This is a genomic window from Thioclava arctica (genome assembly GCF_040892615.1).
Lineage (GTDB): Bacteria > Pseudomonadota > Alphaproteobacteria > Rhodobacterales > Rhodobacteraceae > Thioclava > Thioclava arctica.
Window position 1 is genome coordinate 15410 of record NZ_JBFRYC010000005.1, and the last position, 20762, is coordinate 36171.

Genomic DNA, 20762 nt, shown 5'->3' on the forward strand with positions numbered 1-20762 from the left:
TTACTAAATCCAGAGTTGAGGCGATTTTTGTAAAAATTATTCGCGTTTAGGTTGAAAAAACTATGCAAATATCCGGCCGCAACGGCCCGAAGTCCGCTCAAAGGCAAGAAGCTACAGGTGATTCTTAGGCCGCGGCGGACCCGCCCACGGTCAGCCCGCCGATCATCAGCGTCGGTTGGCCCACGCCAACGGGCACCCATTGGCCCGCTTTGCCGCAATTGCCGATGCCCGGATCAAGGGCCATGTCATTGCCGATCGCGCGGATCTGGCGCATCGCGGTGGGGCCGTCGCCAATCAGCGTGGCCCCCTTGACCGGAGCGCCAACCACGCCGTTCTTCACGCGATAAGCCTCGGTGCAGTTGAACACGAACTTGCCATTGGTGATGTCGACCTGACCGCCGCCGAAACCCACGGCATAGATGCCGTCCTTCAGATCCGCGAGAATCGCGCCCGGTTCGGCATCGCCATTAAGCATGTAAGTATTGGTCATACGCGGCATCGGCGCATGGGCATAGCTTTCGCGCCGCCCGTTGCCCGTCGGGGTGACCCCCATCAGCCGCGCGTTCTGGCGATCCTGCATGAAGCCGACCAGCACGCCATCTTCGATTAGCACGTTCTTGCCCGAGGGCGTGCCCTCATCATCGATCGAGATCGAGCCGCGCCGGTCCGGGATCGTGCCGTCATCCAGCACCGTCACGCCTTTGGCCGCCACTTGCTGGCCCATCAACCCCGCAAAGGCCGAGGACTTCTTGCGGTTGAAATCGCCTTCAAGCCCGTGACCCACCGCCTCATGCAGCAGCACGCCGGGCCAGCCGGGGCCAAGCACCACATCCATCTGGCCCGCAGGCGCAGGCTCGGCGCGCAGGTTCACAAGGGCGATGCGCAGGGCTTCACTGACGACAGGTTTCCAGTGCGCGGGCTCAATCAAGCCCGTCAGCCCAAAGCGCCCGCCGCCGCCATGGCCGCCGGATTCACGTTTACCGTTTTCCTCGACGATGACGGAGACGTTGAGCCGTGCCATCGGGCGAATATCACTGACCAGCCCACCCTCGGGGCGTAGGATAAAGACCTCTTGCAGGCTGGCCGCCATGCTGACCGAGACCTGCACCACGCGTTTGTCGAGATCGCGGGCATAGGCGTCAATCTCGCGCAGGATGTCGATCTTGGTGGCAAAGGGCGTGTCCGAGACCGGATCGGCGTCACTATAGAGATGCAGGTTGGTGCCTTGGGGGGGCGGGGCCATCACGCCACCACCCTCGCCCACGGCCAGACGCGCGGTTTCACTGGCGCGGCGCAGCGCAGATTCGGAAATCTCGGTGGAATGGGCGTATCCCGCCACCTCGCCCTTGACCGCGCGCAGGCCGAATCCCTCGGAAGCATCGTAAGACGCGGTCTTGACGCGACCATCATCAAAGACCAGCGCCTCGGACCGGCGCTGCTCCAAAAATAGTTCGCCATCCTCGGCGCCTGCAGTGGCCTCACGCAGCAGATGCAAGGCCGCGGACTGATCGAGAGCGGTCTCGAACGGGGCAAAACGGTCTTGCTGGGGCATTGGCTCTCCAAACGTATATGATCAATTCTGACAGAATGTCGCAGCTTTTGCTTGCGATCCCCCTCTAATATGATTTTAAACTAAGATCATACAACGGGGGACCGATATGGGAGTGTCGGTTTTCCGTTCGGCGGCTGGGAAGGTCGTCATAAGGGAGAAATGGGAATAATGCGTTTTGCAAGCAACTGCCGCGCTTTCGCGGCCGCTGTCGTGTCGGCTGCCATGTCGAGCGTCATTGCCGGGCAAGCCTCGGCTCAGGATATGATCAAGGGTCTGCCGGTCATCGGTAAGCCGCATCTGGGCGGAACCGGGTTTCAGCCGGCCTCGTCTAATATCGCAGAAGATCAGCAATGGCTGGATCATATGTTGCTGGTGATTGTTGCCGCGACCTGCGTCTTCGTCTTTGCGCTGATCTTTTACGCCTTGATCCGCTTTAACAGCCGCGCCAACCCGACGCCGCGCAAGTTCACCCATAATGCGCCGTTGGAAATCACATGGACGCTGGTGCCGGTGGCCATTCTGGTGGTGATCGGGGCGTTTTCGCTGCCCGCGCTGTGGAACTCGCAAGAGATCCCCGAGGGTGACATCACCATCAAGGTGACCGGCTATCAGTGGTACTGGGGCTATGAATACCCCGATGAGGGCGTCAGCTTTGATTCGATCATGCTTGGCAAGGACGAGCTTGCCGATCATGGCTATGCGCCCGACGAATATTTGCTGGCGGCGGACAATGCGATGGTCGTGCCGGTGGGCAAGTCAATCGTGGTGCAACTCACCGGATCTGACGTGATTCACAGCTGGACGGTGCCTGCTTTCGCGGTAAAGCAAGACGCCGTGCCGGGCCGGATCGCGCAATTGTGGTTTAAGTCCGATCAAGAAGGTGTGTATTTCGGCCAGTGCTCGGAACTGTGTGGCACCAATCACGCCTATATGCCGATCGTGGTGAAGGTTGTCTCACCCGAAGTTTACGCTAACTGGCTTGCACGCGCGAAAAACGATTTCGCTTCGGTCAAGACGGAGCAGGCGATCCAGGTCGCGCAGAACTGAGCACGCGTGACATTGGCACCTGAAAGGCAGCGTAAATGAGTGACATCGGCTATATCCAGCAAGACAATGAGGCCCGGTTCGGCGATTACATCGCTTTGCTGAAACCGCGCGTGATGTCGCTTGTCGTGTTCACGGCCTTTGTCGGGCTGGTCGTTGCCCCCAATCCGGTGCATCCGTTCGTCGGTTTTGTTGCGATCTTGTTTATCGCGCTGGGCGGCGGTGCGTCGGGCGCGCTGAACATGTGGTATGATGCCGATATCGACCGGATCATGCGGCGCACGCGCAACCGCCCGATCCCGGCAGGCCGCGTCAGCGAACGCGAAGCACTGGGCTTTGGCCTCGCGCTGTCAGGCATTTCCTGCGTCATGCTGGCTTTGGCCACCAATATTTTCGCCGGGCTTTTCCTCGCCTTTACGATCTTCTTCTACGTTGTCGTCTATACGATGTGGCTCAAACGCGCGACGCCGCAGAACATCGTGATCGGCGGCGCAGCGGGGGCGTTTCCTCCGATGATCGGCTGGGCAGTGGCAACGGGCGGGATTTCCATCGAATCGGTGGCGATGTTCCTGCTGGTCTTCCTGTGGACGCCGCCGCATTTCTGGTCGCTCGCGTTGTTCATGAAGGCCGATTACGATGAGGCCAAGGTGCCGATGCTCACCTCGACGCATGGCCGCAGGGTGACGCGCAAGAATATCCTAGCCTATGCGTTGATCCTTGCGCCTCTGGCGGTCGGGATCGGGTTCACTTCGATCGGTGGGCCGCTGTATTTTGCGACGGCGATCGTGATGAATGCTTTGTTCATCAAGGGCGCAATCGAGATTCACGGCCGCTCCGAGGTGCAGGCAGAGGCCGATAAATACGCTGTTGAAAAGCGGTTCTTTTACTTCTCGCTGATCTATCTCTTCGCACATTTTCTCGCTTTGCTGGCTGAGGCCGGGCTGAGCTATCTCGGTTTGGGGGTCTGGTAAGACATGGCAATCACGCGTGACAGTGAGATTCACACCCGCCGGTTCTCGCGCAATGCGGGGCTGGGCGTGGTCCTATTGGGCTTTGTCGCCATCGTTTTCGGCCTGACTGTGGTCAAGGTCGAGCGTGGCAACAAGCTTGAGGGCTTTGATCATCAGCCGCGCGTCTCGGCGTTGCCTGCCGAGCCAACCAGCGCCGCCCCTGCAAAGACCGAGGTCGCAAAGTGAGCCAATCCCCCCAACAACAGTCGAACACGCGGGTGGTGCTGTCGCTGCTTGCGCTGGTCGTTGTGATGGGGGCTGGGGCTTGGGCTGCGGTGCCGTTTTACAACTGGTTTTGCAAGACGACGGGCTATGGCGGGACCACGAATGTCGCGGAAAAACTGCCCGACCACGTGCTGGATCGTGAGATAACGGTGCGCTTTGATGCCAATGTGGCGCGCGACATGCCGTGGGAGTTCAAACCGGTCAAGACCGAGATGAAGCTCAAGATCGGGCAGAACGGGCTGGCCTTTTACGAGGCTTACAACCCCACCGACCGCGTGGTCGCGGGCACGGCCAGCTACAATGTCTCGCCCGATGTGGCGGGCTACTACTTCGATAAGATCCAGTGTTTCTGCTTTACCGAGCAGGTTTTGCAACCGGGGGAGCGGGTGCAAATGCCGGTCAGCTTCTTTGTCGATCCAGAGATCGTCAATGATGCAGACGCGAAACGGATCAACTCGCTGACACTGAGCTACACATTCTACGAAACAGAATTGCCCGAGCAGCATGCTGCAACCTCGCAAGCAGATGCTGCGGGAACGGTCAATTAAGCCATCGGAGGGAGACGCATGGCCCACGCAAAGAACCACGACTATCACATCCTGCCGCCCTCAATCTGGCCGTTACTGGGCGCACTGGGCGGTTTTATCATGCTGTTCGGGGCCGTCATGTGGATGGCTGGCATCACGCATTACATGTTCTTCGCCGGGCTCTTGGTTGTGCTTTATACCATGTATGGCTGGTGGTCCGATGTCGTGCATGAGGGCGAGGTCGGGGATCATACGCCCGTCGTCGCGATCGGGCTGCGCTATGGCTTTATCTTGTTCGTCATGTCCGAGGTAATGTTCTTCGCCGCCTGGTTCTGGAGCTTTTTCAAACATGCGATGTATCCGATGGGCCCGCAAAGCCCGGCGGTAGACGGTGTTTGGCCTCCGGCTGGTATCCAGACCTTTGACCCGTGGCATCTGCCGTTGATCAACACGGTGATCTTGCTGCTTTCGGGGGTGACGCTGACTTGGGCACACCACGCGCTGGTGCATGAGAATGATCGCAAGGCGGTTAAGCAGGGGTTGATCCTGACGGTGATCTTGGGCTTCAGCTTTACCGTGCTGCAGGCCTATGAATACAGCCATGCGGCCTTTGGCTTGTCGGGCAATATCTACGGTGCGAACTTCTTCATGGCGACGGGATTTCACGGCGCGCATGTGATCATCGGCACGCTGTTCCTGCTGGTCTGTCTGATCCGCATCACCAAGGGCCAGATGACGCCCGACCGTCATGTCGGCTTTGAGGCGGCGGCTTGGTATTGGCACTTTGTCGATGTGGTCTGGCTGTTCCTGTTCGCTTCGATTTATATCTGGGGCAGCGCGTAAGCGCCCCCTTTTGGCTGGCTTTGAGGCGGCGCGGGGGGTGACCTTCGCGCCGTTTTCGTGGCGCGCCGTATTTCTGGAGGGGCAATGACCCGTTTTGTATTTCCGTTGCTGCTGGGCGTGGTGGGCTGCGCGATCCTGATCTCATTGGGCGTGTGGCAGCTCAACCGGCTGGAATGGAAGCGCACGATGCTGTCCGAGATTTCCGCCAAGATCGGCGGCGATCCGCAAGATTTGCCGCCCGAGGGCAGCGACACGCAGGCGATGAAATACCAGCCCGTCGAATTTGCAGGCGGCACGACGGGGCAGGAGATACTTGTGCTGTCGGGGCAGAAGGGCGTGGGCGCGGGCTATCGTGTGATCTCTGCGTTTGAGACTGGCGAGGGCCGTCGCATCTTGCTTGATCGCGGCTTTCTGCCTGAGAAAGGACGCGATACTGCCCGACCGCCGACCGCGCTGATCGTGACGGGCAACCTGCATTGGCCCAATGAGACCGACAGCTACACCCCGCCCCCCGATGCCAAGACCGGGCTGTGGTTCGCGCGCGACGTGCCCGCGATGGCGAAAGCGCTTAGGACCGAGCCGATCTTGGTTGTCGCAGCGCAGGTTCAGGGCGACGCGCAGGGTATCACCCCCGAGCCGATTACCATCTCCGGCATCCCAAATGATCACCTCCAATACGCGATCACTTGGTTTTTGCTCGCAATCGTCTGGGCCGGGATGACAATCTTTCTTCTGTGGCGTATCAGGCGGCAACCGATCTAAGGATTGAGCATGCGTTATGTTTCCACACGGGGGCAGGCCCCGGTTCTGAATTTTGGCGATGCGATGCTGACGGGCCTTGCCCGCGATGGCGGTTTGTATGTGCCCGAGAGCGTTCCTCAGTTTAGCGGCGATGAGATCGCGGCGCTGGCCGGGCAGCCCTATGAAGAGGTCGCCTATCGGGTGATGAAGCCTTTCGTCTCCGAGACCTTCTCTGAGGACGAACTGCGCGGCGCCATCAAACGCGCCTATGCGGGCTTTGGCCATGCAGCGCGCGCGCCGATGGTGCAACTTGCGCCCAACCACTTCCTGCTGGAACTGTTCCACGGCCCCACCCTCGCGTTCAAGGATTTCGCGATGCAGGTGATTGGCCAGCTGTTCCAGATCGAGCTGGAGAAACGCGACCAGAAGATCACGATCGTCGGCGCGACCTCGGGCGATACCGGCTCTGCCGCGATCGAGGCGTTTCGCGGGCTCGACAATGTCGATCTGTTTATCCTGTTCCCGCATGGCCGGGTTTCCGAGGTGCAGCGCCGCCAGATGACCACGCCGATTGAGGGCAATGTCCATGCCCTTGCGATGGATGGCGATTTCGACGATTGCCAAGGCAAGCTGAAGGACATGTTCAACGATTTCACCTTCCGTGACGAGGTGGGGCTGGCGGGTGTGAACTCGATCAACTTCGCCCGCGTGTTGGCGCAGATCGTGTATTTCTTCACCGCCGCCGTGGCGCTGGGCGCGCCCCATCGCAAGATCAGCTTCACCGTGCCGACCGGCAATTTCGGTGATATTTTCGCAGGGTTCCTTGCCAAGGAAATGGGTCTGCCGATTGAGCGCCTGGTGATCGCGACGAACCAGAACGACATTTTGCATCGCTGCCTTGAGGCGGGCGATTACACCAAGCGCGGCGTGACGCCCTCGATCAGCCCTTCGATGGATATCGAGGTCAGTTCGAATTTCGAGCGCGCGCTGTTCTGGGCCTATGGCAAGGATGGGGCGGCGATTGCGGCGCTGATGGACGAGCTGAAAACCAACGGTTCTTTTACCGTCTCGCCCAACGCCATCGGAGCCCTGCGCGCGGTCTATGACAGCGGCGCGGTGGGCGAGGGGCGCACGATGGAAGAGATCGGCGACAGCTTGCGCGAAACCGGCGAACTGCTGTGTCCGCATTCCGCCGTTGGGGTGAATGTCGCCAAGCAGGCGCTGCAGCGTGACCCAGCCACCCCAATGGTGACGCTCGCCACCGCGCATCCGGCCAAGTTCCCCGATGCGGTCGAGGAAGCCACAGGCATCCGCCCGCCGCTGCCCCCGCGCATGGCCGACCTGTTTGAACGGGACGAACGCGTGACGCGCGTGCCCAATGACCTTGCCGCCCTTGAGGCGCTGATCCGTGAAAGACGCCGTAAATGATTGAGATGACCACGCTGAAAAACGGCCTGCGCATTGTGACGGAAAGGATGCCGGGGCTGGCCTCGGCCTCAATCGGAATCTGGGTCACGGCAGGGGGCCGCCACGAGCGCCCCGAGCAAAACGGCATCGCGCATTTCCTTGAACATATGGCGTTCAAGGGTACGAAAACACGCACTGCGTTGCAAATTGCCGAGGCGATCGAGGATGTGGGCGGCTATATCAACGCCTATACCTCGCGCGAGATGACCGCCTATTACGCGCGTGTTTTGCAGGCCGATGTGCCCCTCGCGCTGGATGTGATTTCCGACATCCTGCTCAACCCGATCTTTGATCAGCGCGAGATCGAGGTCGAGCGTGGCGTGATCTTGCAGGAAATCGGGCAATCGCTGGATACGCCCGACGATGTTATTTTTGATTGGCTGCAAGAGGCGGCTTATCCCGATCAACCGATGGGGCGCACCATTCTTGGCCCGGCCGAGCGCGTGCGCGCCTTTGCGCGAGACGATCTGTCGGGATTTGTGCGCGAACATTACGGCCCCGATCAGATGATCCTGTCGGCGGCAGGTGCGGTCGATCACGGCGATATCGTGAAACGTGCCGAGGCGATTTTCGGTGACATCGCGCCCTCGCTCAACCCCGCGCCCGAACGCGCTGCTTGGTCGGGCAGCGAGCGCCGTGAGATCAAGAAGCTGGAGCAGGCGCATTTCGCGCTGGGCTTTGAGGCACCAAGCTATCGCGATGCCGATCTTTATACCGTGCAGGTCTATTCCACCGCGATGGGTGGGGGCATGTCCTCGCGGCTGTTTCAGAAGATCCGTGAGGAACGTGGTCTGTGCTACACGATCTTCTCGCAGGCTGGGGCCTATGAAGATACCGGCATGTTCACAATCTATGCCGGCACCTCGGGTGAGGAGATCAAGGGTCTGTCCGACCTGACCATTGACGAGATGAAGCGCGCCGCAGACGATATGTCCGAGGCCGAGATTGCGCGCGCCCGTGTGCAGATCAAGGCCGGGCTCTTGATGGGTCTCGAAGGCGCTTCGGCGCGCGCTGAACGCATGGCGCGCAGCCTGCATGTCTGGGGCCATGTGCCCAGCATCGAAGAGGCCTCGGCACGCATTGATGCGGTCACCCGCGACGCCGTGCGCGCCTTTGCCGAACGGCTCGCCGATAGCGGGCGCACGGCGCTGGCGCTCTATGGGCCGGTCGATGACGCGCCATCGCTGCAATCTGTGCGCGAAAGGCTTGCCGCGTAATGTTCCAGCGTCGTCGGCAGGTGCGCATCGAGACGGAGCGGATGACGCTGCGCCCACCCGAGCACGGCGACTACACTGCCTGGTCAAGTTTGCGCGCCGAGGGGCGGGATTTTCTGATGCCCTGGGAGCCAAGCTGGTCGCCCGATCACCTTAGCCGCAAGGCGTTTTCCAATCGGGTCTATTGGGCTGCGCGCGCGGTGGCGGCCGATACCGCGCTGCCAGTATTTCTGATCCGGCGCAAGGATCAGCAATTGCTGGGCGCGCTGACGCTGGACAATATCCGGCGCGGGCCTGCGCAGGCGGGCACTTTGGGCTATTGGGTCGGGCAGCGTTATACCCGCCGAGGCTATATGCGCGAGGCGATTGAGGCCGTGGTGCATTACGCCTTTATCACGCTGGATCTGAGCCGGATCGAGGCCGCCTGCCTGCCCGAAAACGCAGCTTCGCGCGGCGTGCTGGAGAAATCTGGCTTCAAATATGAGGGCGTGGCGCAAAGCTATCTGCAAATCAACGGGCGCTGGCGCAATCATGTGCTCTATTCCAACCTGCGATCTGATCGGCGCGGGCGCACGGATGTCGGCTGAGCGCACGCGCCAAATCTCTTGCGTGTGCGCGCGCTTCACGCTAGCAGGGGCGCGATTATGCCCAAGGGGGTTTCGATGCCAATTCTGGTGATGAAATTCGGCGGAACGTCGGTTGCCGACCTCGACCGGATCGCGAATGCTGCCGCAAAGGTGCAGCGCGAGGTCGAGCGCGGTTATGACGTGATCGTTATTGTCTCGGCCATGTCGGGGCGCACCAATGAATTGGTGAACTGGGTTGAGACAACCTCGCCCTTCTATGACGCGCGCGAATATGACGCCGTGGTCTCCTCGGGCGAGAACGTGACCGCCGGTCTGATGGCGCTGCGCTTGCAGGAAATGGGGATTTCGGCGCGCAGTTGGCAGGGCTGGCAGGTGCCGATCAACACAACCTCGGCACATAGCGCGGCGCGCTTTATGTCGATCCCGCGTGACAATCTGGATGCGAAATTCGCCGAAGGGTTCAAGGTTGCGGTGATCGCGGGCTTCCAAGGGCTGAGCCATGAGGGCCGGATCACCACGCTGGGCCGGGGCGGGTCTGATACGACCGCCGTGGCCTTTGCCGCCGCGTTCGGGGCCGAGCGCTGCGATATCTATACCGATGTCGATGGCATCTACACGACTGACCCGCGCGTTTCGAGCAAAGCACGCAAGCTGGACCGGATCGCGTTTGAGGAAATGCTCGAACTGGCCAGCCTGGGTGCCAAGGTGCTGCAAACCCGCTCGGTCGAGCTGGCGATGCGCTACAAGGTGCCGCTGCGTGTGCTAAGCTCATTTGAAGAAACCGACGAGACTTCGGGCACTTTGGTCTGCGACGAGGATAAAATCATGGAATCGAAAGTTGTCTCCGGCGTGGCCTTTTCGCGCGATGAAGCGAAAATGACGCTTGTCACGGTCGAGGATCGCCCCGGCATCGCGGGCGCGATTTTTGGCCCGCTCGCGGATGCAGGTGTGAACGTCGATATGATCGTTCAGAACATCTCGGAGCATCAGGCCAAACACGCGGTGAAAGTCACCGATATGACCTTTTCCTGCCCGATCAACCAAGTGCCGCGTGCCCGCAAGGCGATGGAAGATGCCCGCGCCGCCGGGTTGATCAATTTCGACGATCTGATTGCAGATGAAGATGTCGCCAAGATTTCGGTCGTGGGCATTGGCATGCGCAGCCATGCGGGCGTTGCCGCAGAAATGTTCAAGGCGCTGGCTGCTGAAAACGTCAACATCAAGGTCATTGCGACGTCAGAAATCAAGATTTCGGTGTTGGTGGACCGCAAATATCTGGAACTTGCGGTTCAGGCCCTGCATGATGTGTTCGGACTGGATAAAGCCTGATCTTATTTCACAGGCCTTCAGAACGGGGGCGCGAACTCATCCATGGTGGACTATAGCGATAGCGATAGTCGCACGCTGCTCAAGCGGTTGCGCGACACGCTGGCCACTGATGGCGATGGTCAGGATCGGTTGAACAGGATCACGCATTTGATTGCGGATTCGCTGGATACGCAGGTTTGCTCAATCTATCTGTTCCGCGATCCCGAAACGCTGGAACTTTGCGCGACCGAGGGTCTCAACCCCGAGGCGGTTCACCGAACGCGGATGCGTCTGGGCGAAGGTCTGGTGGGGCGCGTGGCGCGCTCGGGCCAACCGATCAATTCGGCCGATGCGCCCTCGGAGCCCGGGTTTCGCTACATGGCCGAGACCGGCGAAGAGATTTATTCCAGCTTTGTTGGCGTGCCAATTCAGCGCGTGGGCGAAAAGCTCGGCGTGCTGGTCGTGCAGTCCAAGGAAAAACGCTCGTTCACCGATGATGAGCTTTACGGGCTTGATGTCGTGGCGATGGTGCTTGCCGAGATGACCGAACTGGGTGCGTTTGTGGGCGGCGAGAATGCCGATATCGGCGCGACCCACCGGTTCACGGTCATGTTTCGTGGGGCCACCGGGCAGGAAGGTGCCGCCGAAGGGCGCGTCTGGCTGCACGAGCCGCGCGTGGTTGTGACCAATCCCGTTGGCGAAGACCCCGAGACAGAGCAGGCCCGTCTTGAGGACGGAATCAAAGAACTGCGCAAACGCATTGATGAGATGCTGTCCAACATCACGGTGATCGACAAGGATCAGCGTCAGGTGCTTGAGACCTTCAAGATGCTGGCGGCCTCGAAGGGTTGGAAACGGCGGATGAGCGAAGATATCGCCGCCGGTCTGTCCGCCGAAGCCGCCGTCGAAAAAGAGCAGAACGCGGCACGCGCGCGCATGCAGCTTGCCCCCGATCCCTATCTGCGCGAGCGGCTTAACGATCTTGACGATCTGTCCAACCGCTTGCTGCGCATCCTGACCGGGCAAGGCAGCGATACCGGGGCGGAAATGCCTGAAAATCCGGTGCTTCTGGCGCGCAATATCGGGCCTGCGGAGCTGTTGGATTACGGCCGTAAGCTCAAGGGCGTGGTGTTGGAAGAGGGCTCGGTTGGCAGCCATGCGGCAATCGTGGCGCGCGCGTTGTCGATTCCGCTTGTCATCCATGCCGGGCGGATCACGGCAGAGGCGCTGAACGGGGATCCGATCTTGGTCGATGGCGATCAGGGCGTGGTGCATCTTCGCCCCGAAGAAAGTGTGGCGCATGCCTTTCGCGACAAGATCGCGATGCAGGCAGAGGCGCAAAAACGCTATGCCGATCTGCGCGATCTACCCGCTACCGATATCTCAGGCCAAACGGTTTCCTTGCTGATGAATGCCGGACTGATGGCGGATTTGCCCTCGCTCAAGGGCTCGGGTGCCGAAGGCGTGGGCCTGTTTCGCACCGAGTTGCAATTTCTCACCCGCACCCGCGTTCCGCGCCGGGGCGAGTTGGCGCAGCTTTATGCGCGCGTGATGGATGCGGCGGATGGCAAGCGGGTCTATTTTCGCACGCTCGACATCGGCTCGGACAAGGTCGTTCCCTATATGAAGCCGCAAGACGAACCCAACCCCGCGATGGGCTGGCGCGCGCTGCGGGTGGGATTGGACAAGCCGGGCGTGCTGCGGATGCAGTTGCAGGCACTGCTGCGTGCGGGCAATGGTCGTCCAATGTCGATCATGTTCCCCTTCATCGCGCTGCCCGAGGAATTCTACGCCGCGCGTGACATGCTGTTTCGGGTGCGCGACCGCGAGGCGGAGATGGGGCGCGTCGTGCCCGAAGAGCTGAGCATCGGGGCGATGCTAGAGACCCCGTCTTTGGGGTTTGCGCCTGACAGTTTCTATAATGCCTGCGATTTCATTTCGATCGGGGGCAATGATCTCAAGCAGTTCTTCTTTGCAGCTGATCGTGAAAACGAACGGGTGCGCAAGCGCTATGACACGTTGGATACGTCGTTCCTGACCTTCCTTGAGCGCATCATCGCGCGTTGCGCGGTCGCAAACACGCCGCTCAGCTTTTGTGGCGAGGATGCTGGACGCCCGATTGAGGCGCTGACCTTTGCCGCCCTTGGCATCCGCGCGCTGTCGATGCGCCCAGCCTCGATCGGGCCGGTCAAGCACCTGATCCGGCGCTCCGATCTGGGCGAGTTGCGCCAGATCATTCAGCGCGCGCGCAATGAGGGCCACACTTCGGTGCGGCCTGTCGTGACCAGCTATCTGGCGCATCTGTAACCGCGACAGATCGGGGCAGGGCGCGCTAGGTCTTGGCCAGCCGCGCGACCAGTTCTTCGCGCAGCACGCCCTCATCCGCACCGCTGTCACGGGCCAAGCGTTTGAGCCCGAAATGCACCCGCGCGATTTCCTGATAATAGCTGGTGAAGGAATAATTCACCGCAGCCCCCGCCACCGCGCCCAAAATCGGGGCGGCTTGCGCGGCAAGCTTCTGGCCCAGCACCGCAGACAGGCGCGGCGCGACCTTGGCCACCAGCGATTTCAGGCTCGGCCCGGTGATGGTTGTGCGCGCGGCGAGAAAGCTGAGATCCATCCCGTCATCATCCGCCAGTGGCCCGGCTGACGCAAAGACGCGCAGGCACTCCATCCGCACCTCCTCAGAGGCCGGGTCAAACCCGTGTTCAGCGGCGATCCCCTGAATGGCGCGCAGCAGCATTGTCACGGTAAAGGGCAATTCCGCCAGCGAACTGCCCAAGCCACCCGCGCCGCCTGCAGCACCCATCGCTGCCGTAAGCGTGCGGTTCACCCAATCGGGCCGGTCCGCCACGATCCCGCGAGAGCGTTCCGCCGCTACCATCGCGCCTGACAGCGCGCGCTCGGTCGCGCCATCCAGCCCCGCACGCACCGGGGCGGGTAGCTTGCCCAAAAGGCTTTCGGCAGAGCCGCCGATATAGCCAATTAGGTTCATGACGACGCCACTTGCCGCACGGTGGCGTATCGCCAGCGCGTCGAGTTGCTTCAAAATGACGGGATCGGTCACGGGGGGAAGAATCTCAGCCATCAAAGCCTCCTGTACTACCCCTATCATATGGGGTCGTAGGGACGCTTCGCCAATCAAATCGCCTTTTCAACGGGACCGCGCACGCCTTGCCAGGCTCCGGCAACCAGTTCCAGGCCCAAGACGCGGTCGGGGTTGGTTGGCGGGGGCATCTCGACACCCTCAAGGCGCTCAAAGCCGAATCGCGCGTAATAGGGTGCATCGCCGACCAGCAACACGCGCTCCCAGCCCAGCCGATGGGCCTCGGTCAGGCTTTCATGCATCAACAGCCCGCCAAGCCCCTCGCCTTGGCGTGTCGGGTGCACCGCAATCGGCCCTAGCAGCAACACCCGCGCGCCCGCAACCTGCACCGGCCAGTAGCGGATCACGGCGGCTAGAATGCCGTCTTGGCGCAACGTCAGGCAAAGCGCGCGCACCGGTTCTACGCCATCGCGCAGCCGGTAAGATGACAACGCGGTGCGTCCGGGGGCAAAGCAGAGGTCATACAGCGCCTCCACTTCCCACCAATCGTCTTCGGTCTCTTCCTCGAGCTGATACATCGCGCCCGCCCTTTTACCCTGTCAGACGCGGTAGCACGCGCTAAGTTCAGGATCAAACAGGAGAAACGATGTTTTACAAACCGCAAGATGGCCATGGCCTACCGCATAACCCCTTCAACGCCATTGTCGCGCCGCGTCCGATCGGTTGGATTTCCACGCGCAGCGCGTTGGGCGACAACCTTGCGCCCTATTCGTTTTTCAACGCGGTGGCCTATACGCCGCCACAGGTGATCTTTGCCTCGACCGGTGCAAAACCCGATCGCGAGGGCACCAAGGACAGCGTGGCGCAATTGCGCGACTCAGGGGTGTTTTGCGTCAATCTCGTGACCTCGGCGCTGAAGGATCAGATGAACGCAAGCTGCGCGAATTTCCCTGCGGGCACGGATGAGTTCGCGCAATGCGGAATCGAAAAGGCCGAGTGCGAGACGATTGATTGCCCGCGCGTGGCGCTGGCCCCTGCGGCGCTGGAATGTCGCGTGGTGCAGGTGATCGACTTGCTCGGGGACGCCAATTTCCTCGTGCATGGCGAGGTGACGGGCATTCACATCGACGATGCTTGCGTAAAAGACGGCCGCTATCTGCCCCAAGACCGGCTGGCGCGGCTGGGCTATCACGATTATGCCGCCGTGCGCGATCTGTTCGAAATGAAGCGCCCCGATTAAGCCAGTCGGCGCACGCGGCGCTGTTCCAGCAGCGTATACAGCCCGCTCGCCACGATCAGCACCGAGCCGATGATCATAGCGCCATCGGGGCGCTCGCCAAAGACCAGCGCGCCCAAGATCAGCGCAAAGATCAGCCGCGTATAGCGGAACGGCGTGATCACCGAGACCTCACCCATCCGCATCGCTTTTGTCAGCGACCAATAGGCGAAGGTGCCGAAACACACAGCACCTGCAACATCGCGCAGCACAGCCCAATCGGGCGCGCCAGAGCCGCCGGTGATCATCAAGATCAAGGCTCCGGTGGGGATCAGCATGGCAAAGCCGTAAAAGCTAAGCTGGAAATTTGACAGCGCGGGGGGGCAGGCGCGTGTCGCCAGATCGCGGCCCGCAAAGCCAAACATCCCCAGCACCGTCCATAGCGCTGCGGGCACGAACCCCTCAAGACCGGGACGCAGCACGATCAACACGCCGATAAACCCGATCCCGACGGCGATCCAGCGCCGTGTCCCGACACGCTCGGAAAACACAATCGCGGCACCGGCGACGACCACCAGCGGCGTGGCTTGCAAGATCGTCGAGGCGTTCGTCAAAGGCGTGAGCGCGATGCCCAAAGTGTAGCCCAGACGGCCCACCACTTCTAAACATAGCTTGATCAGCATTGGAGGGGACAGCACGGCGCGATGCCCAAGGGACTGGCCGCGCGCGGTGATGAGCGTGGCAAAGACCGCCATCCCGCCAAGGCCAAACAACATCAAAACAATGCCCACGGCGACATGGGTCGAGGCGGATTTGACGAACATATCCTCCATCGCGAAAGCTGCCATTGCTGCGACCATCAGGATTGATCCGCGTATATTTTCCACTAGCGCCCCCTTCGCGCAATAACTGCGCGCCCTAAGCGCCGATAGACCGCCGATCACGGCTCTGCAATCCCTCTTTTCTCGGGGGGGCTGTAGGCTTAGGCTTTGGGCGATAGAAAATGACAGCCAGAGGATAGGTGCGATGGACAGGATGATCGGGGTGATCGGCGGCTCTGGCCTTTATGAGATTGACGGGCTTGAAGACGCCGCTTGGGTCAGTCTGCAAACGCCTTGGGGCGACCCCTCGGATCAGATTTTGACCGGGACGCTGGGGGGTGTGAAAATGGCCTTCCTGCCGCGTCACGGGCGTGGGCATGTCCACACGCCCTCCACCGTGCCCTACCGCGCCAATATCGACGCGATGAAACAGCTTGGCGTCACCGATCTGGTTGCGGTTTCGGCCGTGGGGTCGCTGAAAGAAGCCTACGCGCCGGGTGATTTCCTGATCGTGGATCAGTATATCGACCGCACCTTCGCGCGTGAGAAATCGTTTTTCGGCCCCGGTCTGGTGGGGCATGTCTCGGTGGCCCATCCGATCTGCGCACGTCTTGCGGGGCATTGCACCAGCGCGGCGCAAACGACTGGCGTGCGCGTGCATCAGGGCGGCACCTATATCGCGATGGAAGGACCGCAATTTTCCACCAAGGCGGAAAGCGAGCTGTATCGCAGTTGGGGTGCGGATGTGATCGGCATGACCGGCATGCCCGAAGCCAAGCTCGCTCGCGAGGCCGAGATTTGCTATGCCTGCATCGCGATGATCACCGATTACGATTGCTGGCATCCCGATCACGACGCGGTGGATGTGGCCCAAGTGGTCGCGGTGGCGCAAAAGAACGCCGCGAAGGCGCGTGACCTTGTGGCCGCGCTGCCCGCGCTTTTGGCCGGACCTACGAGCGATTGCAGCGAGAGCTGCAACCATGCGCTGGATAGTGCGATCATGACCGCCCCGGCCAAGCGCGATCCGACCATGATGGTGAAACTGAAAACCGTGGCAGGGCGCGTTTTTTGAACGCGGCGCGTGGCCCGGCCGCGCGTGGGTTTGTCGCGCCGCGCGCGCCAGCTTTGCGTGGCCTCTGCGGCGTTTTCTGGCTAATGCTGACCTAACTGCAATTCGGAGCCTGTCTTGATGAACGCCCAGACCAAAACCGTGAAAGATTACATTCGCACCATCGCCGATTTTCCCCATGAGGGAATCTTGTTTCGCGATGTCACCACGCTATTCGCCGATCCGCGCGGGTTTCGCATGGCGATTGATCAGATGCTGCACCCGTGGGCGGGTCAGCAGATTGACAAGATCGTCGGGCTTGAAGCGCGCGGGTTCATCATTGGCGGCGCGATTGCGCATCAGCTTTCAAAGGGCTTCGTGCCGATCCGCAAAAAGGGCAAGCTGCCCGGCCAGACGATCTCGCAGTCCTATACGCTGGAATATGGCGAGGCGGTGATGGAGATGCATGAAGACGCGATCCAACCCGGCGAGAAGGTGTTGATCGTGGATGATCTTCTGGCCACTGGGGGCACCTGCGGGGCCGGTATCAAGCTGATCGAGCGCGTCGGAGGTGAGATCGTGGGCTGTTCCTTTGTCGTCGATTTGCCGGAACTGGGCGGGCGCAAGCTGCTGGAAGATCTGGGCATGAACGTGCATGTTCTGTGCGAATTCGAAGGTGCTTAACCATATTTAAAGAGGAATCACGCAATTCTGTGCAGGCCTGATGGTTCTGCTGCTTGCAAACACGTGAACCAAAGCGCTGCACCTCGTCGGAGTGATCTGACGGGGTGCATTCAATTTTGGGCCAGCACCGCGCCGGGGTTCAAAATCCCTCTTGGATCAAGCGCGGCTTTGATCGCGCGCATCGCCGCCAGTTTGCCGGGGTCGCCGTAGTGTTCCAGATCGCGCAGTTTTAACCGCCCGATACCGTGTTCGGCTGAGATCGAGCCCCCAAACCCGTCGACCAGATCATAGACCACCTGCGCAATGTCCGCGCGCAGGTTTTCATAACTCGCGCGATCGCGCCCGTCGGCTGGAAAGGCGTTGAAATGCAGGTTGCCATCGCCAACATGACCAAAGCAATTGATCCGGATATCGGCCATCGCAGATAGCTGTGTGCGGGCGATGTCGATGAACTCCGCCAGTTTCGGCAAGGGCAGAGAAATATCGTGGCTTGAGATCGAACCGATACGTTTATTCGCCTCGGGCAGGCTTTCGCGCAGGGTCCACATCTGCGCGCGCTGGGCGTCAGAACTGGCAATCACCCCATCGCTGACCAGATCACCCGCCGCCTCAAACAGCCCCGCCAGCGCGTCTTGCGGGTCAAGCCCCTGAGGCAGGCCGATTTCGATCAACACCGACCATTCGGGGTGCTGGGCGAAAGGCTGATGCACCTGCGGCCCCACCGCATCGAGAAAGGCCAAACCCTGCCCGGAAATCAGCTCGAACGCGCTGACACAGCCCGGCATGCGCGCCTCGGCCAGTTCCAATAGCGCCAGCGCCGCTGCGGGGTTAGGCACCACCATCATCGCTGTTCCAAGCGCGGCGGGGCGCGGAAATAGCCGTAACGTGGCCGCCGTGATGATGCCGAGCGTACCTTCTGAGCCGATCAGCAAGTCCTTGAGATCGTAGCCCGTATTGTCCTTGCGCAAATGGCGCAGCCCCGAGATCACTGTGCCATCGGCGAGCACGGCCTCAATGCCCAGACACAACTCGCGCGCGTTGCCATAGCGCAGCACATTCACGCCCCCCGCATTGGTCGCAAGCACTCCGCCGATCTGCGCGCTGCCTTGGCTTGCGATGGTTAGGGGAAACAACCGCCCCGCGCCTTCTGCAGCGTCGTGAGCGTTTTGCAGGCTCGCCCCCGCCTCGATTTCCAGAACATGGCCGGTGATCGCGCGCACCGCGTTCATCCGCTCAAGGCTCAGGATCACGGGGGCGGGGCCGGTTTCAATGATTTGCCCGCCCACCAGTCCGGTGCCCCCGCCATAAGGCACAACCCCGACACGCGCGTCATGACAGGCCCGCACGATCGCGGCCACCTGCGCGGTGCTGTGTGGGCGCACCAGCAGCCCGGCGTGACCGTGATGACGCCCGCGTGGCTCTTGCAGATAGCGCGGCTCGGGCGTCTCGACGCGGATTCCGGGAACGGCCTGCGTCAGGCGCGCTGCAAAGGCTTGATCGGCGCTGGTCAGCATCGGGTCTCCTTCAACATCCGCCCGGCGCGAGGGGCTGCCCCCGGCAAACACGAGGCGAGCAGGTCGGCTTAGTTGGCTTTGCGCGTATTGAGGAACGGCAGGGGCATGACGGGAATGCCTTCTTCCAACATTTCACGTGCCTCTTCCAGCTTGGCTTCGCCATGTATCGCGCGGGTCGGGCTGTCGCCACTGTGAATCGCGCGCGCTTCGGTGGCGAAGTTCATCCCGACATAATCTGAGTTTTTCTCGATCTCGCGGCGCATCTTGGCAAGGGCTTGTTCTGTCTCATTCTGCGGCGTCGAAAGCGGGCGCTCGGGATCGGTGGGTGTGGCGACCTTGTCGCGCGCGGGCGTGACCGACGGGGCCATCAGGCTTTTGCTCACCACCGTTGATCCGCAAATCGCGCAGTCCAGTTGACCGGCGCGCGACAGCGCCTCGAACCCATCGGCCGATGGGAACCAGCTGTCAAACCGATGGCCTTTATCGCATTGCAAACTGTAGCGGATCATCTTGCGAAACTCCTCACGGATGCTTCAGCAGATAAGCGAAATGTGCCGCAATGCAAGGTATTTGGCATGTTCAGAACAGTGCGCGCACGGCCTTTGCGATGGCTTCCATATCTGCAGCGGGCCCCAACGCTGCGGTTGCGGCCTGTGTCAGTCGTGTTTGATCGGCGGCGCTCAGGCGTGCCATGGCCTTTGCCAACTCTGCCACGCTGGTGCATGCCAATGCCCCGCCCTGGGCATCCAGCGCACTATAGGCATCGCGGAAATTCGCGACATGCGGCCCGTGTAGAATGGCGCAGTGATGGGCGGCTGGCTCAAACGGGGTGTGGCCACCTTTGTCGACCAGAGAGCCCCCCACAAAGCACATCCCGGCGCTTTCATACCAATTGTCCATCTCGCCCATTGTGTCGGCCAGATAGACTTCGGCCACGGGCGGATCGCCCATCGAGCGCGTGGCATGGGCCAACCCCGCCTTGGCGATCAGCGCCGCAATGTCGGGGGCGCGGCGCGGGTGGCGCGGCGCAAGGATTAGGCGCAAGTCGGGACGCTGCGCGCGCGCTTGCGCAAAGGCGGCGAGCACCTGCGCCTCTTCGCCTTCATGGGTTGACGCTGCCAGCACCGTCGAGACACGCGGCCAGTCCAGCGGCAGCGCTTTGCGCGCGCCAATCGCGGTCTTGAGGTTGATGCAGGGCAGCAGGCGATCGGGCGCCAAACCGAGGGCCAGAAACCGCGCCTCGGAGTCCTTGTCTTGCGCGGAAAGCGCGCCGATCTGGGCCACCATCTGCCGCCCCAACCGGGTCTTGGCCCAACGCGCGCCCGAGCGTTCTGACATGCGCGCCCCGATCACAATGATCGGCACGCCGCGCGCCGCTGCCAGCGCCATGCGATTGGGCCATAGCTCGTTTTCCACCACGATCAGCGCCAGCGGGCGATGACTGTCCAGAAATCGTTCCACCACCGCGCGATGATCCAACGGCGCCATGCGCGCTATGACCCGGGCATTGTTCCAGCTATGGGCAAGGTCCTGTCCGGTCACCGTATTCGTGGTGATCAGCACCCGCAATTCGGGATCATCAGCCAAAAGCGCCTCGATCAAAGGGCGCGCTGAGGTCAGCTCTCCATTCGAGGCCGCATGCACCCAAAGCGCTCCGACGCCCCCTGCGCCGCCACCCAGACGCTGGCGCGCCTGCGCCCCACTTTCAGCCCTCCGCATCACACGCCACGCCAGCCACAGCAGAACTGGCAACGCAAGCAGGTGGGTCAACAGGCGATAGGCAAGCACTGGGTTCTCCGTTTCTTTCCTGTCTTAGATCGGATGCGCCCACCCCGGGGCAAGCCCCGATCAGGCGTTTTCGCAAAGTCGTTTTGCGCGATTGGCCCGGTGCGGCCCTTGTTCCTGCGCGCGGCGC

The 20762-nt window shown here is 61.3% G+C and carries 21 protein-coding genes; 14 read left to right on the forward strand and 7 right to left on the reverse strand.

The genetic code is table 11. The annotated features are described in order from the left end of the window. Positions 1-124 precede the first annotated feature (124 nt). Entirely contained in the window at positions 125-1552 is a 1428-nt protein-coding gene (tldD, locus tag AB4874_RS09835) for a metalloprotease TldD (protein ID WP_368391860.1), read from the reverse strand. Between the two features lie 168 nt (positions 1553-1720). Here tldD and coxB point away from each other — a divergent pair, with 168 nt between their 5' ends. From coxB to ptsP, 11 genes are all read left to right on the forward strand, one after another. After that, positions 1721-2599, forward strand: a complete 879-nt coding sequence (gene coxB / locus AB4874_RS09840) for a cytochrome c oxidase subunit II (RefSeq protein WP_295536496.1) — start codon at positions 1721-1723, stop codon at positions 2597-2599. A 35-nt stretch (positions 2600-2634) separates the two neighbouring features. Further along, a complete protein-coding gene (gene cyoE, locus AB4874_RS09845) occupies positions 2635-3567 on the forward strand; it encodes a heme o synthase (protein ID WP_368391861.1) in 933 nt (310 codons plus the stop codon). A gap of 3 nt (positions 3568-3570) precedes the next feature. Next, entirely contained in the window at positions 3571-3792 is a 222-nt protein-coding gene (locus tag AB4874_RS09850) for a cytochrome c oxidase system small membrane protein (RefSeq protein ID WP_295536491.1), read from the forward strand. After that, the gene (locus tag AB4874_RS09855; protein WP_295536490.1) at positions 3789-4379 is read left to right on the forward strand and encodes a cytochrome c oxidase assembly protein; all 591 of its coding nucleotides are present in this window, start codon (positions 3789-3791) and stop codon (positions 4377-4379) included. The genes AB4874_RS09850 and AB4874_RS09855 overlap by 4 nt, the downstream gene beginning before the upstream one ends. Before the next feature lie 18 nt (positions 4380-4397). Then, a complete protein-coding gene (locus tag AB4874_RS09860; RefSeq protein WP_368391862.1) occupies positions 4398-5201 on the forward strand; it encodes a cytochrome c oxidase subunit 3 in 804 nt (267 codons plus the stop codon). A gap of 84 nt (positions 5202-5285) precedes the next feature. Continuing rightward, positions 5286-5963 carry an SURF1 family protein gene (locus AB4874_RS09865; protein ID WP_368391863.1) on the forward strand — a complete coding sequence of 226 codons (678 nt, stop codon included), beginning with the start codon at positions 5286-5288 and terminating at the stop codon, positions 5961-5963. Positions 5964-5972: 9 nt separating this feature from the next. After that, a complete protein-coding gene (gene thrC / locus AB4874_RS09870; RefSeq protein WP_368391864.1) occupies positions 5973-7370 on the forward strand; it encodes a threonine synthase in 1398 nt (465 codons plus the stop codon). Beyond that, entirely contained in the window at positions 7367-8626 is a 1260-nt protein-coding gene (locus AB4874_RS09875) for a M16 family metallopeptidase (RefSeq protein WP_368391865.1), read from the forward strand. Before thrC ends, AB4874_RS09875 begins: the two co-directional genes overlap by 4 nt. Continuing rightward, the gene (locus AB4874_RS09880; protein WP_368391866.1) at positions 8626-9210 is read left to right on the forward strand and encodes a GNAT family N-acetyltransferase; all 585 of its coding nucleotides are present in this window, start codon (positions 8626-8628) and stop codon (positions 9208-9210) included. The genes AB4874_RS09875 and AB4874_RS09880 overlap by 1 nt, the downstream gene beginning before the upstream one ends. A gap of 75 nt (positions 9211-9285) precedes the next feature. Beyond that, on the forward strand, positions 9286-10539 hold the full coding sequence (locus AB4874_RS09885; RefSeq protein WP_295536524.1) for an aspartate kinase: 1254 nt from the start codon (positions 9286-9288) through the stop codon (positions 10537-10539). Between the two features lie 42 nt (positions 10540-10581). Further along, entirely contained in the window at positions 10582-12825 is a 2244-nt protein-coding gene (gene ptsP / locus AB4874_RS09890) for a phosphoenolpyruvate--protein phosphotransferase (RefSeq protein WP_368391867.1), read from the forward strand. 25 nt (positions 12826-12850) lie between these two features. On the opposite strand, the gene AB4874_RS09895 is transcribed toward ptsP, so the two are convergent. Together AB4874_RS09895 and AB4874_RS09900 are read right to left on the reverse strand one after the other, a co-directional pair. Further along, positions 12851-13606 carry an EcsC family protein gene (locus tag AB4874_RS09895; protein ID WP_295536474.1) on the reverse strand — a complete coding sequence of 252 codons (756 nt, stop codon included), beginning with the start codon at positions 13604-13606 and terminating at the stop codon, positions 12851-12853. 53 nt (positions 13607-13659) lie between these two features. Further along, a complete protein-coding gene (locus AB4874_RS09900; RefSeq protein ID WP_368391868.1) occupies positions 13660-14142 on the reverse strand; it encodes a GNAT family N-acetyltransferase in 483 nt (160 codons plus the stop codon). 68 nt (positions 14143-14210) lie between these two features. On the opposite strand from AB4874_RS09900, the gene AB4874_RS09905 reads away from it, so the two are divergent. Next, positions 14211-14804 carry a flavin reductase family protein gene (locus AB4874_RS09905; protein WP_368391869.1) on the forward strand — a complete coding sequence of 198 codons (594 nt, stop codon included), beginning with the start codon at positions 14211-14213 and terminating at the stop codon, positions 14802-14804. On the opposite strand, the gene AB4874_RS09910 is transcribed toward AB4874_RS09905, so the two are convergent. Further along, positions 14801-15667: a DMT family transporter gene (locus AB4874_RS09910; RefSeq protein ID WP_368391870.1), complete on the reverse strand. Its 867-nt coding sequence runs from the start codon at positions 15665-15667 to the stop codon at positions 14801-14803. The genes AB4874_RS09905 and AB4874_RS09910 overlap by 4 nt on opposite strands. 139 nt (positions 15668-15806) lie before the next feature. Here AB4874_RS09910 and AB4874_RS09915 point away from each other — a divergent pair, with 139 nt between their 5' ends. Next, positions 15807-16673: an S-methyl-5'-thioadenosine phosphorylase gene (locus tag AB4874_RS09915; protein WP_368391871.1), complete on the forward strand. Its 867-nt coding sequence runs from the start codon at positions 15807-15809 to the stop codon at positions 16671-16673. Positions 16674-16790: 117 nt separating this feature from the next. Then, the gene (locus AB4874_RS09920; protein WP_295536463.1) at positions 16791-17333 is read left to right on the forward strand and encodes an adenine phosphoribosyltransferase; all 543 of its coding nucleotides are present in this window, start codon (positions 16791-16793) and stop codon (positions 17331-17333) included. A gap of 110 nt (positions 17334-17443) precedes the next feature. Here AB4874_RS09920 and AB4874_RS09925 read toward each other — a convergent pair whose 3' ends face one another. The 3 genes from AB4874_RS09925 to AB4874_RS09935 form a co-directional block, all read right to left on the reverse strand. Next, complete coding sequence (locus tag AB4874_RS09925; RefSeq protein WP_368391872.1) at positions 17444-18847, reverse strand: FAD-binding oxidoreductase; 1404 nt, start codon at positions 18845-18847, stop codon at positions 17444-17446. A 68-nt stretch (positions 18848-18915) separates the two neighbouring features. Then, positions 18916-19356, reverse strand: a complete 441-nt coding sequence (locus AB4874_RS09930) for a DUF1178 family protein (protein ID WP_368391873.1) — start codon at positions 19354-19356, stop codon at positions 18916-18918. A gap of 70 nt (positions 19357-19426) precedes the next feature. After that, positions 19427-20635 (reverse strand): 3-deoxy-D-manno-octulosonic acid transferase, encoded by a 1209-nt coding sequence (locus AB4874_RS09935; RefSeq protein ID WP_368391874.1) that lies wholly within the window; start codon positions 20633-20635, stop codon positions 19427-19429. Between the last annotated feature and the right edge of the window lie 127 nt (positions 20636-20762).